This window comes from Erwinia wuhanensis (assembly GCF_030484085.1).
Lineage (GTDB): Bacteria > Pseudomonadota > Gammaproteobacteria > Enterobacterales > Enterobacteriaceae > Erwinia > Erwinia aeris.
Window position 1 is genome coordinate 183,142 of sequence record NZ_JAUJUH010000008.1, and the last position, 20,452, is coordinate 203,593.

At 55.4% G+C, this 20,452-nt stretch carries 24 protein-coding genes; 3 read left to right on the forward strand and 21 right to left on the reverse strand.

Annotation, left to right across the window (positions count from 1 at the left end):
• Positions 1–10: 10 nt before the first annotated feature.
• From QZH36_RS18400 to QZH36_RS18440, 9 genes are all read right to left on the reverse strand, one after another.
• Positions 11–436, reverse strand: a complete 426-nt coding sequence (locus QZH36_RS18400; RefSeq protein ID WP_301730834.1) for a phage tail assembly chaperone — start codon at positions 434–436, stop codon at positions 11–13.
• 3 nt (positions 437–439) lie between these two features.
• Entirely contained in the window at positions 440–880 is a 441-nt protein-coding gene (locus QZH36_RS18405; RefSeq protein ID WP_125289487.1) for a phage structural protein, read from the reverse strand.
• A 10-nt stretch (positions 881–890) separates the two neighbouring features.
• Positions 891–2,042 (reverse strand): DUF3383 family protein, encoded by a 1,152-nt coding sequence (locus QZH36_RS18410; RefSeq protein WP_301730836.1) that lies wholly within the window; start codon positions 2,040–2,042, stop codon positions 891–893.
• A 3-nt stretch (positions 2,043–2,045) separates the two neighbouring features.
• Positions 2,046–2,591, reverse strand: a complete 546-nt coding sequence (locus QZH36_RS18415; RefSeq protein WP_301730837.1) for a phage neck terminator protein — start codon at positions 2,589–2,591, stop codon at positions 2,046–2,048.
• Between the two features lie 94 nt (positions 2,592–2,685).
• Entirely contained in the window at positions 2,686–3,123 is a 438-nt protein-coding gene (locus QZH36_RS21490) for a lysis protein (protein ID WP_436830343.1), read from the reverse strand.
• A gap of 29 nt (positions 3,124–3,152) precedes the next feature.
• Positions 3,153–4,973 carry a putative phage tail protein gene (locus QZH36_RS18425; RefSeq protein ID WP_301730839.1) on the reverse strand — a complete coding sequence of 607 codons (1,821 nt, stop codon included), beginning with the start codon at positions 4,971–4,973 and terminating at the stop codon, positions 3,153–3,155.
• Between the two features lie 93 nt (positions 4,974–5,066).
• Positions 5,067–5,507, reverse strand: a complete 441-nt coding sequence (locus tag QZH36_RS18430; protein ID WP_301252078.1) for a lysozyme — start codon at positions 5,505–5,507, stop codon at positions 5,067–5,069.
• Entirely contained in the window at positions 5,491–5,841 is a 351-nt protein-coding gene (locus tag QZH36_RS18435) for a phage holin, lambda family (RefSeq protein WP_125289483.1), read from the reverse strand. Before QZH36_RS18435 ends, QZH36_RS18430 begins: the two co-directional genes overlap by 17 nt.
• An 824-nt stretch (positions 5,842–6,665) precedes the next feature.
• Complete coding sequence (locus QZH36_RS18440; protein WP_253459207.1) at positions 6,666–7,040, reverse strand: antiterminator Q family protein; 375 nt, start codon at positions 7,038–7,040, stop codon at positions 6,666–6,668.
• Positions 7,041–7,217: 177 nt separating this feature from the next.
• Between QZH36_RS18440 and QZH36_RS18445 the strand changes: the two genes are divergently transcribed.
• Together QZH36_RS18445 and QZH36_RS18450 are read left to right on the forward strand one after the other, a co-directional pair.
• Positions 7,218–7,895: a S24 family peptidase gene (locus tag QZH36_RS18445; protein WP_253459205.1), complete on the forward strand. Its 678-nt coding sequence runs from the start codon at positions 7,218–7,220 to the stop codon at positions 7,893–7,895.
• A gap of 99 nt (positions 7,896–7,994) precedes the next feature.
• Positions 7,995–8,252: a YfhL family 4Fe-4S dicluster ferredoxin gene (locus QZH36_RS18450; RefSeq protein ID WP_301252654.1), complete on the forward strand. Its 258-nt coding sequence runs from the start codon at positions 7,995–7,997 to the stop codon at positions 8,250–8,252.
• A gap of 58 nt (positions 8,253–8,310) precedes the next feature.
• Here QZH36_RS18450 and acpS read toward each other — a convergent pair whose 3' ends face one another.
• From acpS to rpoE, 11 genes are all read right to left on the reverse strand, one after another.
• On the reverse strand, positions 8,311–8,691 hold the full coding sequence (acpS, locus tag QZH36_RS18455; RefSeq protein ID WP_125289479.1) for a holo-ACP synthase: 381 nt from the start codon (positions 8,689–8,691) through the stop codon (positions 8,311–8,313).
• Entirely contained in the window at positions 8,691–9,422 is a 732-nt protein-coding gene (gene pdxJ / locus QZH36_RS18460; protein ID WP_301730840.1) for a pyridoxine 5'-phosphate synthase, read from the reverse strand. Before pdxJ ends, acpS begins: the two co-directional genes overlap by 1 nt.
• A 71-nt stretch (positions 9,423–9,493) precedes the next feature.
• On the reverse strand, positions 9,494–10,219 hold the full coding sequence (gene recO, locus QZH36_RS18465) for a DNA repair protein RecO (protein ID WP_253459192.1): 726 nt from the start codon (positions 10,217–10,219) through the stop codon (positions 9,494–9,496).
• A gap of 3 nt (positions 10,220–10,222) precedes the next feature.
• Positions 10,223–11,128: a GTPase Era gene (gene era / locus QZH36_RS18470; protein WP_253459188.1), complete on the reverse strand. Its 906-nt coding sequence runs from the start codon at positions 11,126–11,128 to the stop codon at positions 10,223–10,225.
• Entirely contained in the window at positions 11,125–11,805 is a 681-nt protein-coding gene (gene rnc, locus QZH36_RS18475) for a ribonuclease III (RefSeq protein WP_125289475.1), read from the reverse strand. Before rnc ends, era begins: the two co-directional genes overlap by 4 nt.
• 130 nt (positions 11,806–11,935) lie before the next feature.
• A complete protein-coding gene (lepB, locus tag QZH36_RS18480; RefSeq protein ID WP_253459185.1) occupies positions 11,936–12,895 on the reverse strand; it encodes a signal peptidase I in 960 nt (319 codons plus the stop codon).
• A 25-nt stretch (positions 12,896–12,920) separates the two neighbouring features.
• Complete coding sequence (gene lepA / locus QZH36_RS18485) at positions 12,921–14,720, reverse strand: translation elongation factor 4 (protein ID WP_253459182.1); 1,800 nt, start codon at positions 14,718–14,720, stop codon at positions 12,921–12,923.
• 265 nt (positions 14,721–14,985) lie between these two features.
• Entirely contained in the window at positions 14,986–15,447 is a 462-nt protein-coding gene (gene rseC, locus QZH36_RS18490) for a SoxR-reducing system protein RseC (RefSeq protein WP_301730842.1), read from the reverse strand.
• On the reverse strand, positions 15,444–16,391 hold the full coding sequence (gene rseB, locus QZH36_RS18495; RefSeq protein WP_253459174.1) for a sigma-E factor regulatory protein RseB: 948 nt from the start codon (positions 16,389–16,391) through the stop codon (positions 15,444–15,446). The genes rseC and rseB overlap by 4 nt, the downstream gene beginning before the upstream one ends.
• Entirely contained in the window at positions 16,391–17,032 is a 642-nt protein-coding gene (gene rseA / locus QZH36_RS18500) for an anti-sigma-E factor RseA (RefSeq protein ID WP_253459170.1), read from the reverse strand. Before rseA ends, rseB begins: the two co-directional genes overlap by 1 nt.
• A gap of 30 nt (positions 17,033–17,062) precedes the next feature.
• The gene (gene rpoE, locus QZH36_RS18505; protein WP_125289469.1) at positions 17,063–17,638 is read right to left on the reverse strand and encodes an RNA polymerase sigma factor RpoE; all 576 of its coding nucleotides are present in this window, start codon (positions 17,636–17,638) and stop codon (positions 17,063–17,065) included.
• Positions 17,639–17,999: 361 nt separating this feature from the next.
• Here rpoE and nadB point away from each other — a divergent pair, with 361 nt between their 5' ends.
• Positions 18,000–19,592, forward strand: coding sequence for an L-aspartate oxidase (nadB, locus tag QZH36_RS18510; protein WP_301730845.1), 1,593 nt, complete (start codon positions 18,000–18,002; stop codon positions 19,590–19,592).
• Here the strand turns inward: nadB and trmN are convergent, their stop codons facing one another.
• Positions 19,593–20,330, reverse strand: a complete 738-nt coding sequence (trmN, locus tag QZH36_RS18515; RefSeq protein WP_253459164.1) for a tRNA(1)(Val) (adenine(37)-N(6))-methyltransferase TrmN — start codon at positions 20,328–20,330, stop codon at positions 19,593–19,595.
• Positions 20,331–20,452 lie beyond the last annotated feature (122 nt).

Here is a 20,452-nt window from a genome sequence, read left to right on the forward strand (position 1 = left end):
GTTTCCAGTGTCAGCCCACTGCCGGGACCTCGCTCCTGCTGACGGGGAGTTCGGGCAAAAAACTGCCCAGCGAATCCTCCACTACCCGCAGCACCAGCTTCAGCATGGTGATCAGATCGAGGTCATCGAACATCAGCACACCCTGAGAGAAGATCGGCACCCAGCTTTTTGCCTGCTGGCGCGAGACTACCGCCAGGCAGGGATGCAAAATCGCATTGGTGTCTTCCTCGCTCATGTCGGCCAGCGAGTGCGCAATAGCGGGCAGAGCTTTTTCCAGCACCTGGAAATAGTCGCCCTGCGCCGCCGCCGATTTCACCGTGTTAATGTCGGAGAGCAGCCCGGCCAGCAGCGGCAGCAGCTTTCGCGAGACTTTAAGCTGTTGAAAAACGTCCAGCTTAGCGATACGGAACGTGGTTTCGTTGAGTGTGAATTCCATCGATTAATATTCCCCCATCACCACATCGATTTTGATGCAGTCGAAGATCCAGGCGGTGGTGCCGCCCTCTTTGGCGAATTTACGATCTGGCAGCTTCTGGAATGCCACGCCGCGCGCGGTGATGACTTCACCCGAGGCGCTGTTGCGGATCACGATAATATTTTTCCCCCAGCTGGCAGAGCTTGCGCTCTGCGCGTTATAGGCCAGCGAGAGCTTTTTATTCACCGGCGAGGTTTCCAGCAGGTTAACCGTAATCTGGCCGGAGGTGCCCGGCAGCAGGGTATTCATCCCTTCGCCGTCAATCCCCAGCTTCATGCTGTTTTTATTTTCCTTCATGGAAACGGTAATGCCCTCTTCCGAGCTACCGGAACCGCTTCCCAAATCAAATACCGCGCCCGGGCCAATAAAAGAGGCGGTAACATCCATAAATGAATAGGCAGACATATTTTTTTCCTTAGCGAACAACGTTAATTTGGACATCGGCGTAGTGCACGGCACCGGCCAGTTTGCAGGCAACCTGCATCAGTGGCGCTTTACGCGCTTCGCGATCGGCCTGCGACTGCAGCGCCAGCGGCTGGGCATAGACGTAATAGCCTTTGGTGAGCATGTCGCCGGCAGCCAGCTGGCCAATCTCGCCGCCGTTCCAGACGCCCGGCGCGATCAGCCCGTTGGTCACGGCCTGATCCATAGATGCTTCCACATTGCCCATCAGCCGGGTAATGCCCGCTTCGGTCTGTGGAATTTTGCTGGCAGAGGTGTAGAGCAGGTTATACAGGTTGGTCTGCACGAAGTTTTGCAGCCAGTCCAGCCCGTGGCGCTCGTCAAAGAAGTCGCCGTTAGCCATGACGCCCTGTTGCAGAATGGCGCTGTCGTTGGCGAAAAGGACATAGACGTTGGCCCTTTTGCTTTCCAGTGCGGCGGCCTGCCTGGCGTTCAGGGTTTCATAAGCGATGCCCGGCTCCTGCTTAAATTTCAGCGTCAGCGTGGTGTTGCTGCCGTTGAAATTAACGGTAAAGGCACGGGCGAACGCGGAAATCGCGGCAAAGCGGCTGCGGGTGGAATACTGCACAAAGGTGCGCGCATAGCCTGCCGCTTTCAGCCGGGCGGCGACGTCCGTGGTGGAAGTCGCATCCAGCACTGCTGCGCTGCCGGTGGTAACGGCAAAGACACGGCTTTGACCGGCCGATTCGATAGCCGCCGCCACGCCGAGTACATCTTCGTCGCTGATAACGTCGTCTGCGGCGGTGGCCACGGCCAGGCCGTACCAGTTAGCATATTCCAGCGCGGCGTTGACGGCTTCGACCAGCGTTTCTGTCTTACCCTCTTCGTCCGCGGCGAGCGTTTTAGCCCAGCGGCCGATATAAAGCTGCTGCGGCTGCGGCGACTGCGCAAACCAGACGGCTGCCGCCTGGTATTCGGCGGAATCCAGGCCAAAGTCGGCCCCAATATCGGCGGCGGCGGTATAAAGACGCAGGCGTTCCGTCAGGGGGATCACCGTGGCGCTTCCCATAATCAGCATTGAGCCAAAGTTACGACCGGAAGCGGCAACGGGTGACATCAGGACGTCAACATTCACGATGCCGGATAAAGGCAATCCTTGAGGCATATTTTATTCTCCAAAAAATTGAACGGGTGTTTCCACCAGTGAGTAAATTCCGTAGAGACGGAATATTTTACGAATAACATTGACCGTTAATTCATAACGGCGGGTCTGAGCGTTATTAACCGTTTCCAATACGGTGGTAATATCGCTGCAATCGCTGACGCCAAGCGAAAGCTGTTTTAAAGCGGCAAGGTTTTGCGCCAGCGTATTTCCGTCGCGAAAACGAGCGGCATAAAGCTGGGCGGAAGAGCCATAGAAATGCAGTCGGCATTCCATCCGTTCATCCCGCCACAGCTGGACATTGTCCTCCTGTTGGTTAGTCAACACGGGCGTGCCTTCGGCGGCGATTTTCATCACCATAAAAGCGCAGCCGCTTTCGCCGGTCGGCAGCCATGCAGGCGGCGATGCGCCGTCGTCAACCGCCACCCGATCGGCAGCCAGGCCGGTAAGCCCCTGGATCCACGTGCTGAGTTGTTCTTCCAGCGCGGCGTCCCTGGCTGGTTCGTCATTAAGCGGCGTCAGCCAGCCGGCTGTTTTACTGGTATTCGTCACCAGCACACCTCCTGTTAGTTATTGCAATGAAAAGCAAATTGCAGGCAGCAGAAAAGCGGATGAAAAGATTTCATCCGTCGGGATATAACGCTTATTAAGGCTGACACTGCTGGCGAATATAATCCTGTAATCCCGCTATCTGAATGCGGGCCGTCGCTATTCTTTCTCTGAGAGTGAAATAATACCGTTGAGCGGCGTCAGTAAGTCGGGGGCCGGCTGCATCAGCCACGCCGACGGCGCGGGCCGTGGAGGCGCTGTGGCAGCTGGCGGCGAGCTGCAGCCTGCGCTGGCCAGCAGCAACATCATGCTCAAGCTGGCCAGCATTTTCCCTGGCCTGTTGCAGTTGCGAAACATATTTTTTATCCATAGCGGCCGCGGCGTTAAGCCGTTGCTGTAGCGTATTAACCTGCTCCTGCTGCTGCCGAAGCTGATTACGGGTATCCACATAGTGGGAATGATAAAAAAGCGCGGTTTTTACTGCGGCCAACATAACAACCGACAGAAAAATAAAGATTAGCCATTTAGCGTTCATTCATTTCATCCGTCCTTTCCTTTTATTTATCAGAAATAGGCCAGCTTGCGGTTTACGCCGTTAATTTTAATGGTGATATAGCCTGCAGGCGTTGCGGTCGCCGCCGGCGCTTCCGCTACTGCCGTCGTCAGCGTCGCCAGGCTGCCGTCAAAGCCATAACCGGCAGTGCCGTTATGAAAATTCATCACCGTAGAGAGCGTGACGCGTTTAGTGGTATCCAGATCGGTGACTTCTGAGAAGTCGGCGCTGAACAGCGAGCACTCTCCCGCTTCAAAGCGCGATGGGCCGGTGGTTTTCAGATTGACCATCACGTCGCCGCACTGCGCCTTGAGCTTGATCCAGACTTCGCCGTACAGGCCTTTGCTGTCGCTGGTTCTGACAATGCAGTCAACCACGCCCGAATCCCCTTCATAATGCAGGTTGCCGCCAACGGAGCTGGCGCCGCGATAAAGGTTCAGGTAGGCCTTACCGCAGACGTTGGTCAGCAGCGGCGCATCGGCAGGCTGCGTAACGGTATCCCTTAGCGTTTTGCCGTGCATTTCCAGATGCCAGTGCTGGTTGGCATGAGGGAAAAAGAATTTGCCGACGCGGAACCATTTATCCTCATCCGTCGTGTTGCTGACGCGGTAGCCGGAATACCAGCCGGCCTTCAGGGAACCGGTCATCTCCGAGCCGTAGTTTTCATCGCGACGCCAGCCGTATTCAAAGCCTGACAGCCACGGCGTACCGGATCTGCTCAGATCGACTTTGGCGCCGGACTGAAGGCTGAGGGCGCGCATCGTGGCCCTGGTGTAGTTCAGCTTCAGCGGATTTTCAGAAGACTCGATGCTCAGCGCGTCGATAATCCACTGGCCGTTGCTCAAATCGCCGGGGAAACGCGTGTGTTCAATCCAGACGTTGCGGATCAGTCCCTGGGTGACGCGCGGCATATAAAGCGTGGCGTCGCTGTATCCTTTCTGGAAATTACAGTTCGACAGCTCGACCGCCGTCGAGTGATCCCAGACGCCAATAACAGAATCCGACCACTGGATATCAAACACTCGCGCATAGGTGGTGTTGCTGTAAATCTGATCCAGACGCGTATCCAGCGTATCGAGCAGTTTGAAAGCGGCGCCGCCGATATTCTCAATGCGGCAGCAGGTAATATTGACGAACTCGCCTTCAATCACGGTATTTTCAAAAAAGGGCTGCGTGTTGCTGACCATTTCCGGCGTAATCACGCCCGTATTGGTTTCGGTGTCCGCCGTGGCCTGACCGTCCCAGAATATGCCGCGGATAGCGGTGCGGCGCGCCTTCACTTTAAATACCGTCGCGGCGGACTGGTCGGAAACAATAATGGTGCGCGGTGACACGCCATATTCGCAGTCGTCACCGTACAGGCTGAAATAGTTGATTTCGCCTTCGCCGGTAAGATCGACCGGGTTTACCAGAAATTTCCCGGCCGGGAAGCGAATACCCACGCCGTGGATCGGATTTTTGCTGGTATCGCTAATCGGCGATGAAAAAGCCTGTCCCCATTTATACATATTGATGCAGGCGTCATGGTTGACTTTACCATTGTCCGCATCGAAATTACTGTCGCCGCGCAGACGCTTGCCGCCGAAATGATAGATATTAATATCTTCGACGTTATCAATAATACGCTTCCAGTAATAGCCGCCGCCCGTCGCTACCGCCACGGAGCCGCCATCATCCTTTGATGCTGCTATCGAGGCATCAATAAAGCCGACGAAACGCCCGCCGCCCTGAAAGGTGGAATCTTTATCGTAATAACGTTTCAGCATGGCGATATCGCCAGAGGCGGAAGGTTTGGTGGTGCGCAACTCTGCAAATGAATTAACTTCAATCATCTTGATTTCCTTGGGTTGTTGGTTAGTTATTTTTATGGTTATGGCATAGCGAAACGCCACGGTTTTTAGCGAAGCAAATAAAAAAGGACGTTTTTATTTTTTCAGAAAAAGAGCGGCTTCTCTTTTTCTGCGTGGCAGCAGCACGTCAGCTAACTGACCGGCCCTTTTCCATAACAGCATGGCTTCTGCGGCGCCCTCATAATCGCCTTGATTTAATTTCTTTAACAGCGTCGAACTATTAAAAGCGCTGACGCCAATATTGAATACCAGACTACATAAAGCATCGTACTGATTTTGCGTCAGACTGACGCTGACTTTTTCATTAATAAAATGCTCAACATGCGAAATATCCGCAAGCAGCAGCTTATTACTTTGCTCAGGCGTAATGACCATGCCGTCCGCTATCGTTTTACTGGCAACCAGGCCCGTATGCCCGACGCCGATAGTTAATATGCCGCGGCTATCCCGATAGGCCGTAAGTTTTTCACCTTCTTCCTGCTTGATAAAGCTGATACCGTCAGGGCTGATTTCCATCTGGCTCTCCCGTTCTTTTGTTGATCCAGCGCTTTAACTTTTCGCTGATATAGTCATTACCCACGTAGCCAATATAAACGGCAAAAACCTGGGCGGCGGCCTCGGGCATATTCCAGTTCAGCAGCGCGCCAATTACCTGCAGCGTCGGCGCCGCAAAGAAAGCCAGGGCGCTACACGACACCGCGTCAAGCACACGCTTGCTCCAGGGGGTTCGGGCACAAGCGCTGCGCAGCAGGGAAAACATGGCGGCGATGCCGGCATAGCCCCATTCTGTTTTATGGCTGTAAAGCCAGAGTCCGACACTGGCCCAAAAGCCTGGCTCCTGAGGAAACATGCTTTATATCTGGCCTCCTGTATCATTACGGCGCAGGGAAAGCTTGCTCCCTACATCGTTTTTTGAGATGTATTTTAAAGTTTTTTTGATCGTTTGATTATTTACATGCTGCCAGATTATTGCGGGCTATTCGTTACGAAAACCTTTTGCTTTTTTATTTCTGCCTGCCTGTCACTAATCCATGCTGCTACATTAAGGGGTTTATTTCGTAACGAAAACCATTTTCTTTAATATCTTTTGCAGCCGGTTGTTTATATCCATGATGCTATATTACCGCGGGAAATTCGTTACGAAAACCTTTCCTTTTTCATTTCTCCCTGCCTGTCACTAATCCATGCTGCTACATTAAGGGGTTTATTTCGTAACGAAAACCATTTTCTTTAATATCTTTTGCAGCCGGTTGTTTATATTCATGATGCTATATTACCGCGGGAAATTCGTTACGAAAACCTTTCCTGTTTTATTTCTCCCTGCCTGTCACTAATCCATGCTGCTACATTAAGGGTTTTATTTCGTAACGAAAACCCCTTAGTGCTAATTTTTTTATTTAAGAACTCAGGAAAGTTTGAGGCATAAAAAATGCACTCCTGCCTGCCAATAAGGCAGACAACGGAGTGCATATAGAAGACATTCTCTTTGTGGTTCGCAATCGTTAAAGAACCATGTTGCTACTTTACGCGTATAAAATCGTTACGAAAAGCCCTGATCAATATTATTTTTGCTATGCATGCAAATTGCGTAACAACGTAGACTTGCCTTACGATATCTGGTCATAATTAAATTATTCTTTGCTTTTATATTTTTATATTCGTAACGAAGAAATTTTATATCCAGGCATCCATTTCCAGCTCCGCATCGCTCATAATTATACAGGCATCAATAAAGGTTTCAGCTATCATCAGCTGGTTCCTTACTTTGCCTTCCGAGCATTTCTTTTTCCGGGCAATGGCGGATTTGGAAATATTATAGAGGTAGTGCAGGATAATCAGCTCGACCTCGTCCGTACGCCCGACCTTGTGCAATTTGGCGATAGCCGCATCGACAATCAGCCCGTCGCTGTCGCTACAGGAGAGTCGGCTTCTCCGCTCATCCGGCAGCAGCCCTTTAAAGCCCGCCGCAACCGGCGACCAGTCAAGCTGCGTGCCCTCTGCCACAGCCCAACCGCCCCAACGTTCCAGTACTTTTTGTATATTACGCATCAACCGACCTCCTTTTCTTACCTGACTCTTTTGTGGCCTGCCCGATCGGGCAGGATGACTGTGGCGATGAATTATACTAAACTGCATTATCTGATGAAGCATAATCGCCTTAACAACACCTATTCTAATGCAAAAACGCATAATTGCAACGTTAGCGCGCAATAACAGGAAGATAAAATGATCTTTGATTTGGATGTATTCAACAGTAACATCAAGCACTTGATGGAAAGAGAGGGCATCGGCAGCGTGACGGAGCTTTCTAAAAAGGTCAGGCTACAGCAGTCCACCCTGCACCGGCTGCTGACGGGAGAAGTGAAAGACCCAAAGTACACCACGCTGAAGTCTCTGGCGGATTATTTTCACGTTTCGCCCATCGATCTGATCGAGCGCGACTTACAGGCATCGGCTGCACAACATGCGCCGGGCGTGACAGGCGAGCTTCACTCGCTGGTGCTGCATAAGGTGCCGGTGCTGGGCAATACTCAACTTGGCCACAGCGGCTACTGGAGCGATATGCAATATCCTGTTGGCAATGGTGACGGGTTTCTACGCTGGCCTTCCTGCGATCGCGACGTCTACGCGCTGAAATGCGTGGGGGATTCGATGATGCCAAGGATCAAAGAGGGTGAGTTTGTGATCGTGGAGCCGAATCAGAATTTTCATCCGGGCGATGAGGTGCTGGTGGTCACCAGCAGCGGCGAGGTGATGGTGAAAACCTTCCTGTTTAAACGCGACGGCTTTTACCATCTGCTGCCGGTTAATGAGGATCACGCACCGATCCGCCTGCCGGTTGAAGAGGTTACGCAGATGCAGTATGTCGCCGGCATTGCGAAATCTTCGCTCTGGCATCCCTGAGCAACAACGGCTGGCTAACGACCCGAAGACAGGCCGTGGGAAACGGTCGTTCAGTGTGGTAAATTACGCCCCTTCTTCCGTTAAGGGTATTCGCTGAACATGGCTTTACTGATCACTAAACGCTGCATCAATTGCGATATGTGCGAGCCGGAGTGCCCGAACCAGGCGATTTCCATGGGCGAAAGCATTTACGAGATCGATGTGAACCGCTGTACAGAGTGCGTGGGTCATTACGACACGCCAACCTGTCAGCAGGTTTGCCCTATTGATAGTACGATTATCAGCGATCCGGAATGTGTGGAAAGCAGCGACAGGCTGTGGGAAAAGTTTGTGCTCCTGCATCACGTCGCCTCCTGAACGGGCGACCTCTGAGGCGCACAGCGGTCGGACTGGCGATGCAACCAGCCCGACCGAATTAGCTTTCGATAATCACCGTAGCGCAGGCGTAGTGACGCTCGTCCGCCAGCGTGACATGAACGTGCGCGACGCCCAGCTTTTGCGCCACTTCCGCCGCCTGCTGAAAGAAACGCAGCCCCGGCTTGCCCAGCTCGTCGTTGTAAACCTCAAACTGGTTAAAAGCCAGGCCGCCGCGTATGCCGGTACCAAACGCCTTAGCCGCAGCCTCTTTTACCGCGAACCGTTTGGCAAGAAAGCGCACCGGCTGCTGATGCGCCTGATACTGCGCCCATTCGTTTTCGCTCAGCACGCGTTTCGCCAGCCTGTCGCCGGAGCGGGAAATCACGCCTTCGATACGGTCGATTTCCACGATATCCGTGCCCAGCCCCAGAATAGCCATTAGCGACGCGCTTCCCGCATCAGCGCCTTCATCTCGCTTACCGCATCGGCAAGCCCGCTCATCACCGCGCGGCCGATAATAGCGTGTCCGATATTCAGCTCATGCATCTGCGGCAGCGCGGCGATCGGCTGCACGTTATGATAGGTCAGCCCGTGGCCCGCATTCACCTTCAGGCCTTTGTCGTGCGCATAGGCCGCCGCATCTTTAATACGACGGAACTCCGCGTCGCGTACCGCGCCCTCTTCCGCTTCCGCATAGGCGCCGGTATGAATTTCGATATAGGGCGCGCCGGAGGCCATGGCGGCATCAATCTGCCGATGGTCGGGATCGATAAACAGCGAAACCTGAATGCCCGCCTCTTTCAGGCGCGAAACGGCAAAGGTGATTTTTTCCTGCTGGCCCGCCACGTCCAGGCCGCCTTCGGTGGTGACTTCTTCGCGCTTTTCCGGCACCAGACAGCAGAAATGGGGTTTGATCTCGCAGGCGATGTCGACCATTTCATCGGTCACGGCCATTTCGAGGTTCATGCGCGTCTGAATGGTCTGACGAAGAATTCTGACGTCACGATCGGTGATGTGGCGACGATCTTCGCGCAGATGGACGGTGATGCCGTCCGCGCCGGCCTGCTCGGAAACAAAAGCAGCCTGTACCGGATCGGGATAATGCGTGCCGCGAGCGTTGCGCACGGTGGCGATGTGGTCGATATTGACGCCTAACAGGAGTTCAGCCATAACAAACCTCAGAATAATGTACGAGGGCTACAGTGTACGTCCGCGCCGTTCCCCGGTACAGCCAGGCGACTTTACTCGGGCGCGTCCGCGCGTTTTTTCGGCACGAACTGTCGAAAAAGCTCCTGGCTCTTCAGGGGTTTTCCGCCCAGATAGGGCTTGAGCGCCATGCGGGTGAAACGCTTGGCGGCCCTGAGCGTCTCGCTATCCGGAAAGCTGCGTTCATAAAGCGCCCGCAGCTCGCGTCCGGTAAAGCTTTTATGGCTTTTCACCAGGCTGGCGATAAAGCCTTTTTCCTCGCGATAGATATAGGTCATATCATCCGTAACCTCTTCGCCGCTGCCCGCGCAGTGCAGGAAATCGACGCCGTAGCCAAGATGGCCCAGCATCGCCAGCTCGAAGCGGCGCAGCGCCGGTTCCGGCGAGCCGACGCCCGCAGCCAGCGCCTGAACACAGTGCAGATAGTCGAAAAAAAGCTCGGTAAAGGCGGTTTCCTGCTCCAGCACGCGAGCTATCAGCTCATTAACGTACAGGCCGCAGTAGAGGGAAATACCGGTCAGAGGAAGGGCAAGAGAGATGGGTTCGGCGCCGCGCAGGGTTTTCACCTCGCCGCGCCCGCCCCAGCGCACCAGCAGCGGCGTAAAAGGCTGTAATGCGCCTTTCAGGCTGGAACGCTTGCCGCGCGCGCCTTTGGCCAGGACGCGCACGCGGCCGTAGTTTTCCGAAAAGAGATCGAGCATCAGGCTGGTTTCGCTGTAGGGACGTCCGTGCAGGACAAATGCGCGTTGCCAGCCTTCCATCAATTACAGATCGTCTACGTAACCCAGGCTACGCAGCGCACGTTCGTCGTCTGCCCAACCGGATTTAACCTTCACCCATAGCTCCAGGTGGACTTTGGCTTCAAACATTTCTTCCATGTCTTTGCGCGCTTCAATACCGATGGTTTTGATCTTCGCGCCTTTGTTGCCGATAACCATTTTCTTCTGGCCTTCACGCTCGACCAGGATCAGGCCGTGGATATCATAGCCGCCGCGATCGTTGGTCACAAACTGCTCGATTTCCACCGTCACCGAATAAGGCAGCTCGGCGCCCAGGAAGCGCATCAGCTTTTCACGGATCATCTCGGAGGCCATAAAGCGCTGCGAGCGATCGGTGATGTACTCTTCCGGGAAGTGATGTTCCGCTTCCGGCAGGCGCTTGCGCACGATGCTGGCGATGGTATCAACGTTTTTACCGGTTTCGGCAGAGATCGGCACCACGTCCATAAAATTCATCTGCTGGCTCAGGAACTGCATATGCGGCAGCAGAATGGTTTTATCGGTAACGTTGTCGACCTTGTTGATCGCCAGCAGCACCGGCACCTTGTTCTCTTTCAGCTTGTTCAGCACCATTTCGTCATCGGCCGTCCAGCGCGTGCCTTCCACAACGAAGATCACCAGCTCGACGTCGCCGATTGAGCTGCTGGCCGCACGGTTCATCAGGCGGTTGATCGCCCGCTTCTCTTCCATATGCAGGCCCGGCGTATCGACGTAGATCGCCTGATAGCCGTCTTCCGTATGGATGCCCATAATGCGATGGCGCGTGGTTTGCGGTTTACGCGAGGTAATGGAAACCTTCTGCCCCAGTAACTGGTTCAGCAGCGTGGATTTTCCAACGTTCGGGCGGCCTACGATAGCAATAAAGCCGCAATGGGTGGTTTGTTCGCTCATTCAAGTCCCAGCTTAATCAGCGCCTGTTCGGCCGCTGCCTGCTCAGCTTTGCGACGACTGGAGCCGGTTCCCACAACCGGATCCGTCATGCCGCTTACCTGGCAGTGGATAGTAAATTCCTGGTCATGCGCTTCGCCACGCACCTGCACCACCAGATAGGAGGGCAGCGGCAGATGACGACCCTGCAGATACTCCTGCAGACGCGTTTTTGGATCTTTCTGTTTGTCGCCCGGGCTAATCTGATCGAGACGGCTGGCGTACCAGTCGAGGATCAGCTGTTCTACCGTCTGGATATTACTGTCCAGGAACACGCCGCCAATCAGCGCTTCTACGGTATCGGCCAGGATCGACTCGCGACGATAGCCGCCGCTTTTCAGTTCGCCTGGCCCCAGACGCAGGCATTCGCCTAAATCGAATTCCCGGGCCATTTCCGCCAGCGTATTGCCCCGCACCAGCGTGGCGCGCATCCGGCTCATATCGCCTTCGTCCACGCGTGGAAAACGGTGATAGAGCGCGTTGGCAATCACGTAACTGAGGATGGAGTCGCCCAGAAACTCCAGTCTTTCATTGTGTTTACTGCTGGCGCTGCGATGGGTCAACGCCTGCTGCAACAGTTCCTGATGGGTAAAAGTGTAGCCCAACTTCCGCTGGAGCCTGTTAATTACGATGGGATTCATGCGTTACCAATATCTTAATGCGAAAATTTTCCTGCACAGGGAACAGGGCTGGACACGCCAACACGAGACTGTTTCGTGTGCAGTGGCTCCCCAAGGGAAGCCACCCTTTTGCAGCGGCGCCTGCGCGCCGTCAGTGAATACCGCCAATACGGCTCAGGCGAACGCCGGTTGGCCATTGCCCTTCCTGCTTTTCAAAACTCATCCAGATAGCGGTGGCTTTGCCGACCAGATTTCTTTCCGGCACAAAGCCCCAGTAGCGGCTGTCGGCGCTGTTGTCACGGTTATCGCCCATCATGAAATACATGCCGGCGGGCACGACCCACGTGGACTGCGGCTGGCCCGGCTGCTGATAGTAAGAGCTTGCCTGGCTTTGCGCCTGGGTCACCAGCAGAATGCGGTGCGTGACGTCGCCCAGCTTTTCGTTACGCGTAGCGAGACGCAGACCGCCGCGGATGGTTTCACCCTGCGGCTTCTGCCAGAAACCGTTGCCGGTTTCGTTGCCGTCAAAGCCGCTGAAGGTCTGGATAAAATCGCTTGGCTCAACGTCGGAATAGGTGATCGGCAGCGCCGTATCGCAGGTTTTTTCTGGCGCGCAGGCCGGATTCACCGTCACGGTTTTGCTCTGCGGATCGTAGCTGACGCGGTCGCCAGGCAGCCCTACCACGCGTTTAATATAATCCATGCTTGGATCTTTCGGGTACTTAAACACCGCGATATCGCCGCGCTTAGGGTGCCCGGTTGGGATCAGCGTGGTCTGCGTGATCGGATCTTTAATCCCATAGGCAAATTTCTCTACCAGGATAAAGTCGCCAATCAGCAGCGTCGGCATCATCGACCCTGACGGGATCTGGAAAGGCTCATAGATAAAAGAGCGCACCACAAACACCAGCAGCAGTACCGGGAAAACGGACGCGGCCGTCTCTATCCAGCCCGGCTGCCCGGTTTTTTTCTCGCCCACATTGTCTGCTGAAGCCTCCGCAAGCGCCTGGCTGGCCCTGCGGGCCGGCGCCCACTTGTATCTGTCCACGCACCAGATAATACCGGTTACGAGCGTTGCTATCGCCAGTATCAGGGCGAACATATTAGCCATTCCAGTTCCCTCGTCGTCTTAGGCTTTACTTACTCTCTTTACCCACATGCAGAATGGCCAGGAAGGCTTCCTGAGGCAGTTCGACGTTGCCGACCTGCTTCATGCGCTTCTTACCGTCTTTCTGCTTCTGCAGCAGCTTCTTCTTACGGCTGACGTCGCCGCCGTAGCACTTCGCCAGCACGTTTTTACGCAGCTGTTTAACGGTAGAACGGGCAATAATGTGGTTGCCGATGGCCGCCTGGATCGCGATGTCAAACTGCTGACGCGGGATCAGATCTTTCATCTTCTCCACCAGCTCGCGGCCACGGTATGGCGCATTATCGTTGTGGGTGATCAGCGCCAGCGCGTCAACGCGCTCGGAGTTAATCAACACATCAACGCGTACCATGTTGGAAGCCTGGAAGCGTTTGAAGTTGTAATCCAGCGACGCGTAGCCACGGGAGGTGGATTTCAGACGGTCGAAGAAGTCCAGCACCACTTCCGCCATCGGGATGTCATAGGTCAGCGCCACCTGGTTACCGTGGTAAACCATGTTGGTCTGAACGCCGCGCTTCTCGATACACAGCGTGATGACGTTGCCCAGGTATTCCTGCGGCAGCAGCATATGACACTCGGCGATCGGCTCGCGCAGCTCTTCGATATTGTTCAGCGGCGGCAGTTTGCCTGGGCTGTCAACGTAGACGGTGTCGCCTGAGGTGGTCAGAACTTCATACACTACCGTCGGCGCCGTGGTGATCAGTTCGAGATCGTATTCACGCTCCAGACGCTCCTGAATGATCTCCATATGCAGCAGACCCAGGAAGCCGCAGCGGAAGCCGAAGCCCAGCGCGGTAGAGCTTTCCGGCTCGTAGAACAGCGAGGCGTCGTTAAGGCTCAGCTTGCCCAGCGCGTCGCGGAAAGCTTCATAGTCGTCAGAGCTGATTGGGAACAGGCCCGCATAGACCTGCGGCTTCACTTTCTTAAAGCCAGGCAGCGCTTTTTCCGCCGGGTTGCGCGCCAGCGTCAGCGTATCGCCTACCGGCGCGCCCAGGATGTCCTTGATGGCGCAAACCAGCCAGCCTACTTCGCCGCAATTCAGCGCATCGCGATCGACGCGCTTCGGGGTAAAGATACCCAGACGGTCAGCGTTATACGTCTGACCGGTACTCATTACCTTGATTTTTTCGCCCTTGCGCAGCGTGCCGTTTTTGATACGCACCAGCGAGACAACGCCCAGATAGTTATCGAACCAGGAGTCGATAATCAGCGCCTGCAACGGGCCTTCCGGATCGCCTTCCGGCGGCGGGATATCGCGCACCAGACGTTCCAGCACGTCAGGCACGCCAACGCCGGTCTTGGCCGAACAGCGCACGGCGTCGGTAGCATCGATACCGACGATATCCTCGATTTCCTGCGAGACGCGATCGGGATCGGCGGCCGGCAGGTCAATCTTGTTCAGTACCGGTACCACTTCCAGATCCATTTCCATCGCGGTGTAGCAGTTGGCCAGCGTCTGCGCTTCCACACCCTGACCGGCGTCCACCACCAGCAGTGCGCCTTCACAGGCCGCCAGCGAGCGGGAAACCTCATAGGAGAAGTCAACGTGACCCGGCGTGTCGATAAAATTGAGCTGGTAAGTTTCACCGTCAGGAGCGTGGTAGTCGAGCGTTACGCTCTGTGCCTTGATGGTAATGCCGCGCTCGCGCTCCAGATCCATAGAATCCAGTACCTGAGCCGCCATTTCGCGTTCGGTGAGACCACCGCAGATCTGAATCAAACGGTCAGAGAGCGTCGATTTGCCGTGGTCGATATGAGCGATGACAGAAAAGTTTCTTATATGCTTCATTTATATGAATTTTTTCGCTTAAACGTTCGGTTTAGTTCTTGCGGTGGACAGAGCCGTAGAGACCGACTGCAATGTACCCGCCATCAATGAGCACGCATCTTACACTGTTAGCCCCCGCCACGAAAGAATTCACATGCATAGCGTATGATTTCCCTGCGGGCCGCGCGTCTACTGCTGTAATCGTGACCGCAGCGCGACGGGACACGCGCCGGGACGCAGGATAGCGATAAGGGGTAAAAGTGCCGACGGCCTGCCGGATTAAGCGTTATTCGGTTTCAACGCGCAGCGCATCCGGCGGAAGCGCCACGCTCAGAATCACCGGATGAAAAGAGGCGGATTTCCCCAAATAGCCGGAAATGCCCTTAGCGATGATAAACCCGCCGATGCCGCCAAGCAGCGCACCCGCAGCGGCAGCCACATCGCTGTGAAACAGCATCTGAAACAGCCCGGCCACGATAAACAGGCCCAGCAGCGGCGTCATATAAACCAGCAGCGCCGAGCTGAGCAGGCTCTTCTCTTCAATGCCCAGTTCAATACGCTGCCCCGGCGCCAGCGGCTCCGCGCTGGCGATTTTCATCACGTGCGCGTTCTTTGGCCCAAGCTTGTTCAGCATGTGGCTACCGCAGCCTTTACGGGCGGAGCAGCTGCTGCAGGAGGTTTTCATTTCTGAATGCAGCGTCGCCACACCGTTGTGCCAGGAGACCACCGTGGCCCATTCTCTCATCATTTTGCGCTACCTATGCTGTCAGCGATACGCTTGGCGGTTGAAGGAGGAAGCTCGCCAACCACCGTGATCTCTTTATTATTGCGTATTTCCGTATGCACCGTACGTCGTCCCGTGCGCAATTGTTGCGACACGCTGTTTTTGTCTGCCGCACTGACGTTGATCGAGAAGCTGAACAGCCCGTCAGAATAGAGGCGCGACTCAACCGGCTTGTTCAGCGAAGGGATCTGCCTGCGGCTCTGCGTAACCTCTTTCATGCCGTTCGGCAACCACGACGGCCGCCATGCGAAGGTGGCTTTATCGCTGGCCGGCACCGAAAGCGACGGCGGCAGGCTGGCTTTATCCAGCCCCTGCATCATTTTTCTGACGCCGTCATCCACCGCAAAGCTGACCACGCGATATTGCTCCAGCGTTTCGCCGTCCCGATCGAGCAGATCGACCCTTAACGGCAGCCGGGTATCGCTGTCCAGCCAGACAATATAGCTATAGCGGGTGCCGTCGCGCGCCACGATGCGGATCACTTCGCACAGCTGATCGGCGATACGCGTCCGCCCTACCGGTACAAAATCGTAATATTCGGAAAGCTTTTGGAAATCGGCGAACACCAGCGACGGCAGCGAATCAACAATATGTTTACCGGGCAGAGTAAAAGGCTCCAGACCCGGTTCAAAATAGCTGATCTCGTTACCGCGTTGAACAATCTCGCGGCGCGGCCCATCCATATGCAGCAGCTGTGCATAGGTCTTGCTGTCCAGAACGGCATGGCGAAAACGCAGCGACTCAATGCCCAGCCGCGAGACGTTGATATAGGCGAGTTCGTAATTGAGGGACTGGCTGGCCTGCTCCATCTGTTGCAACAGCGCCCCGGACGTGGTTTGCGCCGGGGCGAAGGAGGAATAAAACAGGCTGCCAGCCATAAGGCTGACGGCGCACCAAAGCTGCTTCATTACTGCTGCTGAATTCCTAACGACTGGTTACCCGGCACCTGAACAGCAGCCTGCTGGGCAGGCGTCTGCTCGAACTGCAGGCTCTCAGAATGCAGACGGCGCTGCAGTTCGTAATCCTGCAGCATCGCGTTAACGCGACGACGCTGATCCTGCACCTGCTGTGGCGCACTGCTGTTGGTTTCCGCCGGCACGCCCAGACTGACCGGCGACGCCTGGCCCATCATCGGCAGCGTATTGAATACCGGCGACTCTGACTGCGACTGCCCTTCAGCAGGCTGGTTATAGTGCTGCACGCCCACGATCACCGCCAGCGACACGCACGCCGCCACGCCGATCTGGGTAAGCTGCGCGGCCCATGGACGCACTTTGTGCCAGAACGGCAGCTTGTCATAGCTCTGCGGTTCGGGCTGCGCCTCTGGTATCGCTCTCTTCAACGGCAGCGGTTCTTTTTCGATAGCCGCCGCGACTTTCGCCGCGATATCGAAATGCATTACCGGCGCAACGTCGCCACGCAGGGTATCGCGGATAAGATGATGGCTTTCCCACTGTTTTTGCAGCACAGCGTCTTCAGACAATGCGGACAAAACTTCATTATCTAAAGTTTCACCATCCATTAAAGCGGAAAGTTGTTCTTTCTGCATGCCTCAGTACCCTTCCTGTGTCCGCTATCGCTAGCGTTGGATAAGTGGTTGAATTTTATTGTCGATGGCTTCACGCGCCCGGAAAATACGGGAACGAACCGTGCCCACCGGACACGCCATGATGGCGGCTATCTCTTCATAGCTCAGCCCATCCAGTTCCCGAAGCGTGATCGCCATACGGAGATCTTCGGGCAGCGTCTCAATGGTACGGAAAACCATCTGCCTTAATTCTTCCGACAACATTAAGTTCTCAGGGTTCGATATTTCTTTCAGCGCGCCAGCGCTTTCAAAGTTTTCCGCATCAATAGCGTCTACATCGCTGGCGGGCGGCCGACGTCCCTGAGCAACCAGGTAATTTTTGGCCGTATTGACGGCTATCCGATAGAGCCAGGTATAAAAAGCGCTATCCCCGCGAAACGACTCCAGCGCGCGATAGGCTTTAATAAATGATTCCTGCACTACGTCAGGCACATCTCCAGAGGGCACGTAGCGGGAAACCAGGCTCGCCACTTTATGCTGATAGCGCACTACCAGTAAATTGAATGACCGCTGATCTCCCTTCTGCACTCGCTCTACGAGAGCCTGATCCGTTAACTGCTCGCTCATCCGAGGTAATGTCTCCCCAAATCTTTTTCCACGCGTATTTGAACTACCCGTAACTCATAATTTTCGAGCAAGCATCCGCTTAGAGTAATGGTCATGAGTAAAGTTCCGTTGCGCCGTTATATTTGTGGTGTCATGTGCATCATCGCCGCAGAGTACTCTAAGAAAGCCGCTTTTTCATCTTTAAATCTTGCAGGTTCATCATAATAAACCGGCCCGGCGGGATGTACAGGAAGGCCGCCATTTTTCAGGCCAGTCCGAACGGTCTGGGGCACTGTTTTTTGCGCTGTACAGAAAAAAACCTTTTTTGCTTCTGCGAACGGCGCTATGCTCAGCAAACAACCTGTTTAGTAAATTAAACACTATGACTCTGGCATCCGATTACAGTTGTGACGTGTTAATTATTGGCAGCGGTGCGGCAGGCCTGTCGCTGGCGCTGCGTCTGGCCGACCAGCAGCGGGTAACCGTATTAAGCAAGGGGCCGATCAACGAAGGCTCGACGCTGTATGCCCAGGGCGGCATAGCGGCCGTTTTCGATGAAACCGACAGCGTTGCCTCACATGTGGAAGATACGCTGATTGCGGGCGACGGCCTCTGCGATCGGGAGGCAGTGTCCTTTATCGCCAGTAATGCCCGCCACTGTGTGCAGTGGCTAATCGATAACGGCATGATGTTTGATAAAGCGGACACGGACAGCAGCTATCATCTGACGCGTGAAGGCGGCCATAGCCATCGCCGTATCCTGCACAGCGCCGACGCCACCGGCCGCGCGGTAGAAACCACGCTGGTCAGCCAGGCACTCAGCCATCCCGGCATTACCATCCTTGAGCGCAGCAACGCGGTGGATTTGATCGTCTCAGATAAAATCGGCCTGCCGGGCGAGCGCCGCGTCGTGGGCGCCTGGATCTGGAACCGCAAACGCGAAAAGGTGGAAACCTGCCGCGCCCGGGCGGTAGTGCTGGCGACCGGCGGCGCCGCCAAAGTTTACCAGTACACCACCAATCCCGATGTGGCCTCCGGCGACGGCATCGCCATGGCCTGGCGCGCGGGCTGTCGCGTGGCTAACCTGGAGTTTAATCAGTTTCACCCGACCTGCCTGTACCATCCCGAGGCGAGAAACTTTTTGCTGACCGAAGCGTTACGGGGCGAAGGCGCGCTGCTGAAACGACCCGACGGCACGCGCTTTATGCCTGACTTCGACGAGCGCGCAGAGCTGGCGCCAAGGGATATCGTTGCCCGCGCCATCGATCATGAGATGAAACGGCTGGGCGCGGACTGCATGTATCTGGATATCAGCCATAAACCGCCGGAATTTGTCAGGGCGCACTTCCCGACCATTGCCGAAAAGCTGAAGACGCTGGGTTTCGATCTGACCAAGGAGCCGATCCCGATTGTCCCGGCGGCGCACTATACCTGCGGCGGCGTGATGGTGGATCACTATGGCCGCACCGATTTGAACGGCCTGTATGCCATAGGCGAAGTCAGCTATACCGGGCTGCACGGCGCCAATCGTCTTGCTTCTAACTCGTTGCTGGAATGCCTGGTTTACGGCTGGTCGGCGGCAGAGAATATCGCCACCTGGCTTCAGCGCGTTGGGCCGGTAGATAATTTGCCCGCGTGGGACGAAAGCCGCGTGGACGACTCGGACGAGCAGGTCATCCTTCAGCATAACTGGCATGAGCTGCGGCTTTTTATGTGGGACTACGTGGGGATAGTGCGCACCACCCGACGGCTGGAAAGAGCGCTGCGCCGGATCAACCTGCTTCAACAGGAAATTGATGAGTATTACGCCAACTTCCGTATTTCCAATAATCTGCTGGAGCTGCGTAACCTGGTGCAGGTGGCGGAACTGATGGTGCGCTGCGCCATGGCAAGAAAAGAGAGTCGCGGCCTGCACTATACGCTGGATTATCCCCAGCGGCTGGCGGAAGCCAGGCCGACCATCCTGACGCCCTGATTAACGGAAAAGATAAAAGTCGCGGGTCAGGCTGCAATGCGCTTCTGAATAACGCTGATCCGGCCCGCGTATCGTCATTCTGTCCTGAAAAAGCTCGCCCGATTCAGGCGACAGCGCCAACAGCACGCGGTTAGGCGGCCGGTTATCATTGTCGGCAACGTCGGTACGAAAACGCAGATGCCAGCCGCGCTGTAGCGCCAGCGCCACCAGCCGATCGCCTGCCGCTGTCGGCAGCACCACGCAAAAGAAACCGTCTTCGGTGATCAGCTCTTCGGCGCAGGCCAGCAGAACATCATGTGTCAGATCGGTAGTAGAGCGCGCCGAGGCACGTGCCGGCGTGGCGCATTCGCTGCCCGGTACAAAATAGGGCGGATTGCTGACAATCAGCGAGTAGCGGCGCTCGCACCGTTTTGTCCAGTGGCGAATATCGTCCTGATGGATGCGGATACGACCGGCCCAGGGGGAGGCCGCCGCGTTTTCCTGCGCCTGTCGCGCGGCCTGCTCATCCAGCTCAACCGCTTCCACGCAGACGTTTTCACCGGTACGCTGCGCCAGCATCAGCGCAATCAGGCCGCTGCCCGTGCCAATATCCAGCACGGCGGTAGCTTCCGCCACCGGCGCCCAGGCACCCAGCAGCACGCCGTCGGTGCCGACCTTCATGGCGCAGCGATCGTGCGCGATAAAAAATTGTTTAAAGGTAAAGCCGTTAGGGCGTAATACCGCTTTTTGTTGTGACATTTAAGCGACCTGAAAGGGAAACGGCGCTAGCATAGGACAATTAAGATGCAAGGAAAAGTCATTCATTCCACACAAAGAGATGAAGATCGCGCGCAATCTGTCTATAATCAGCGCCCCAAACT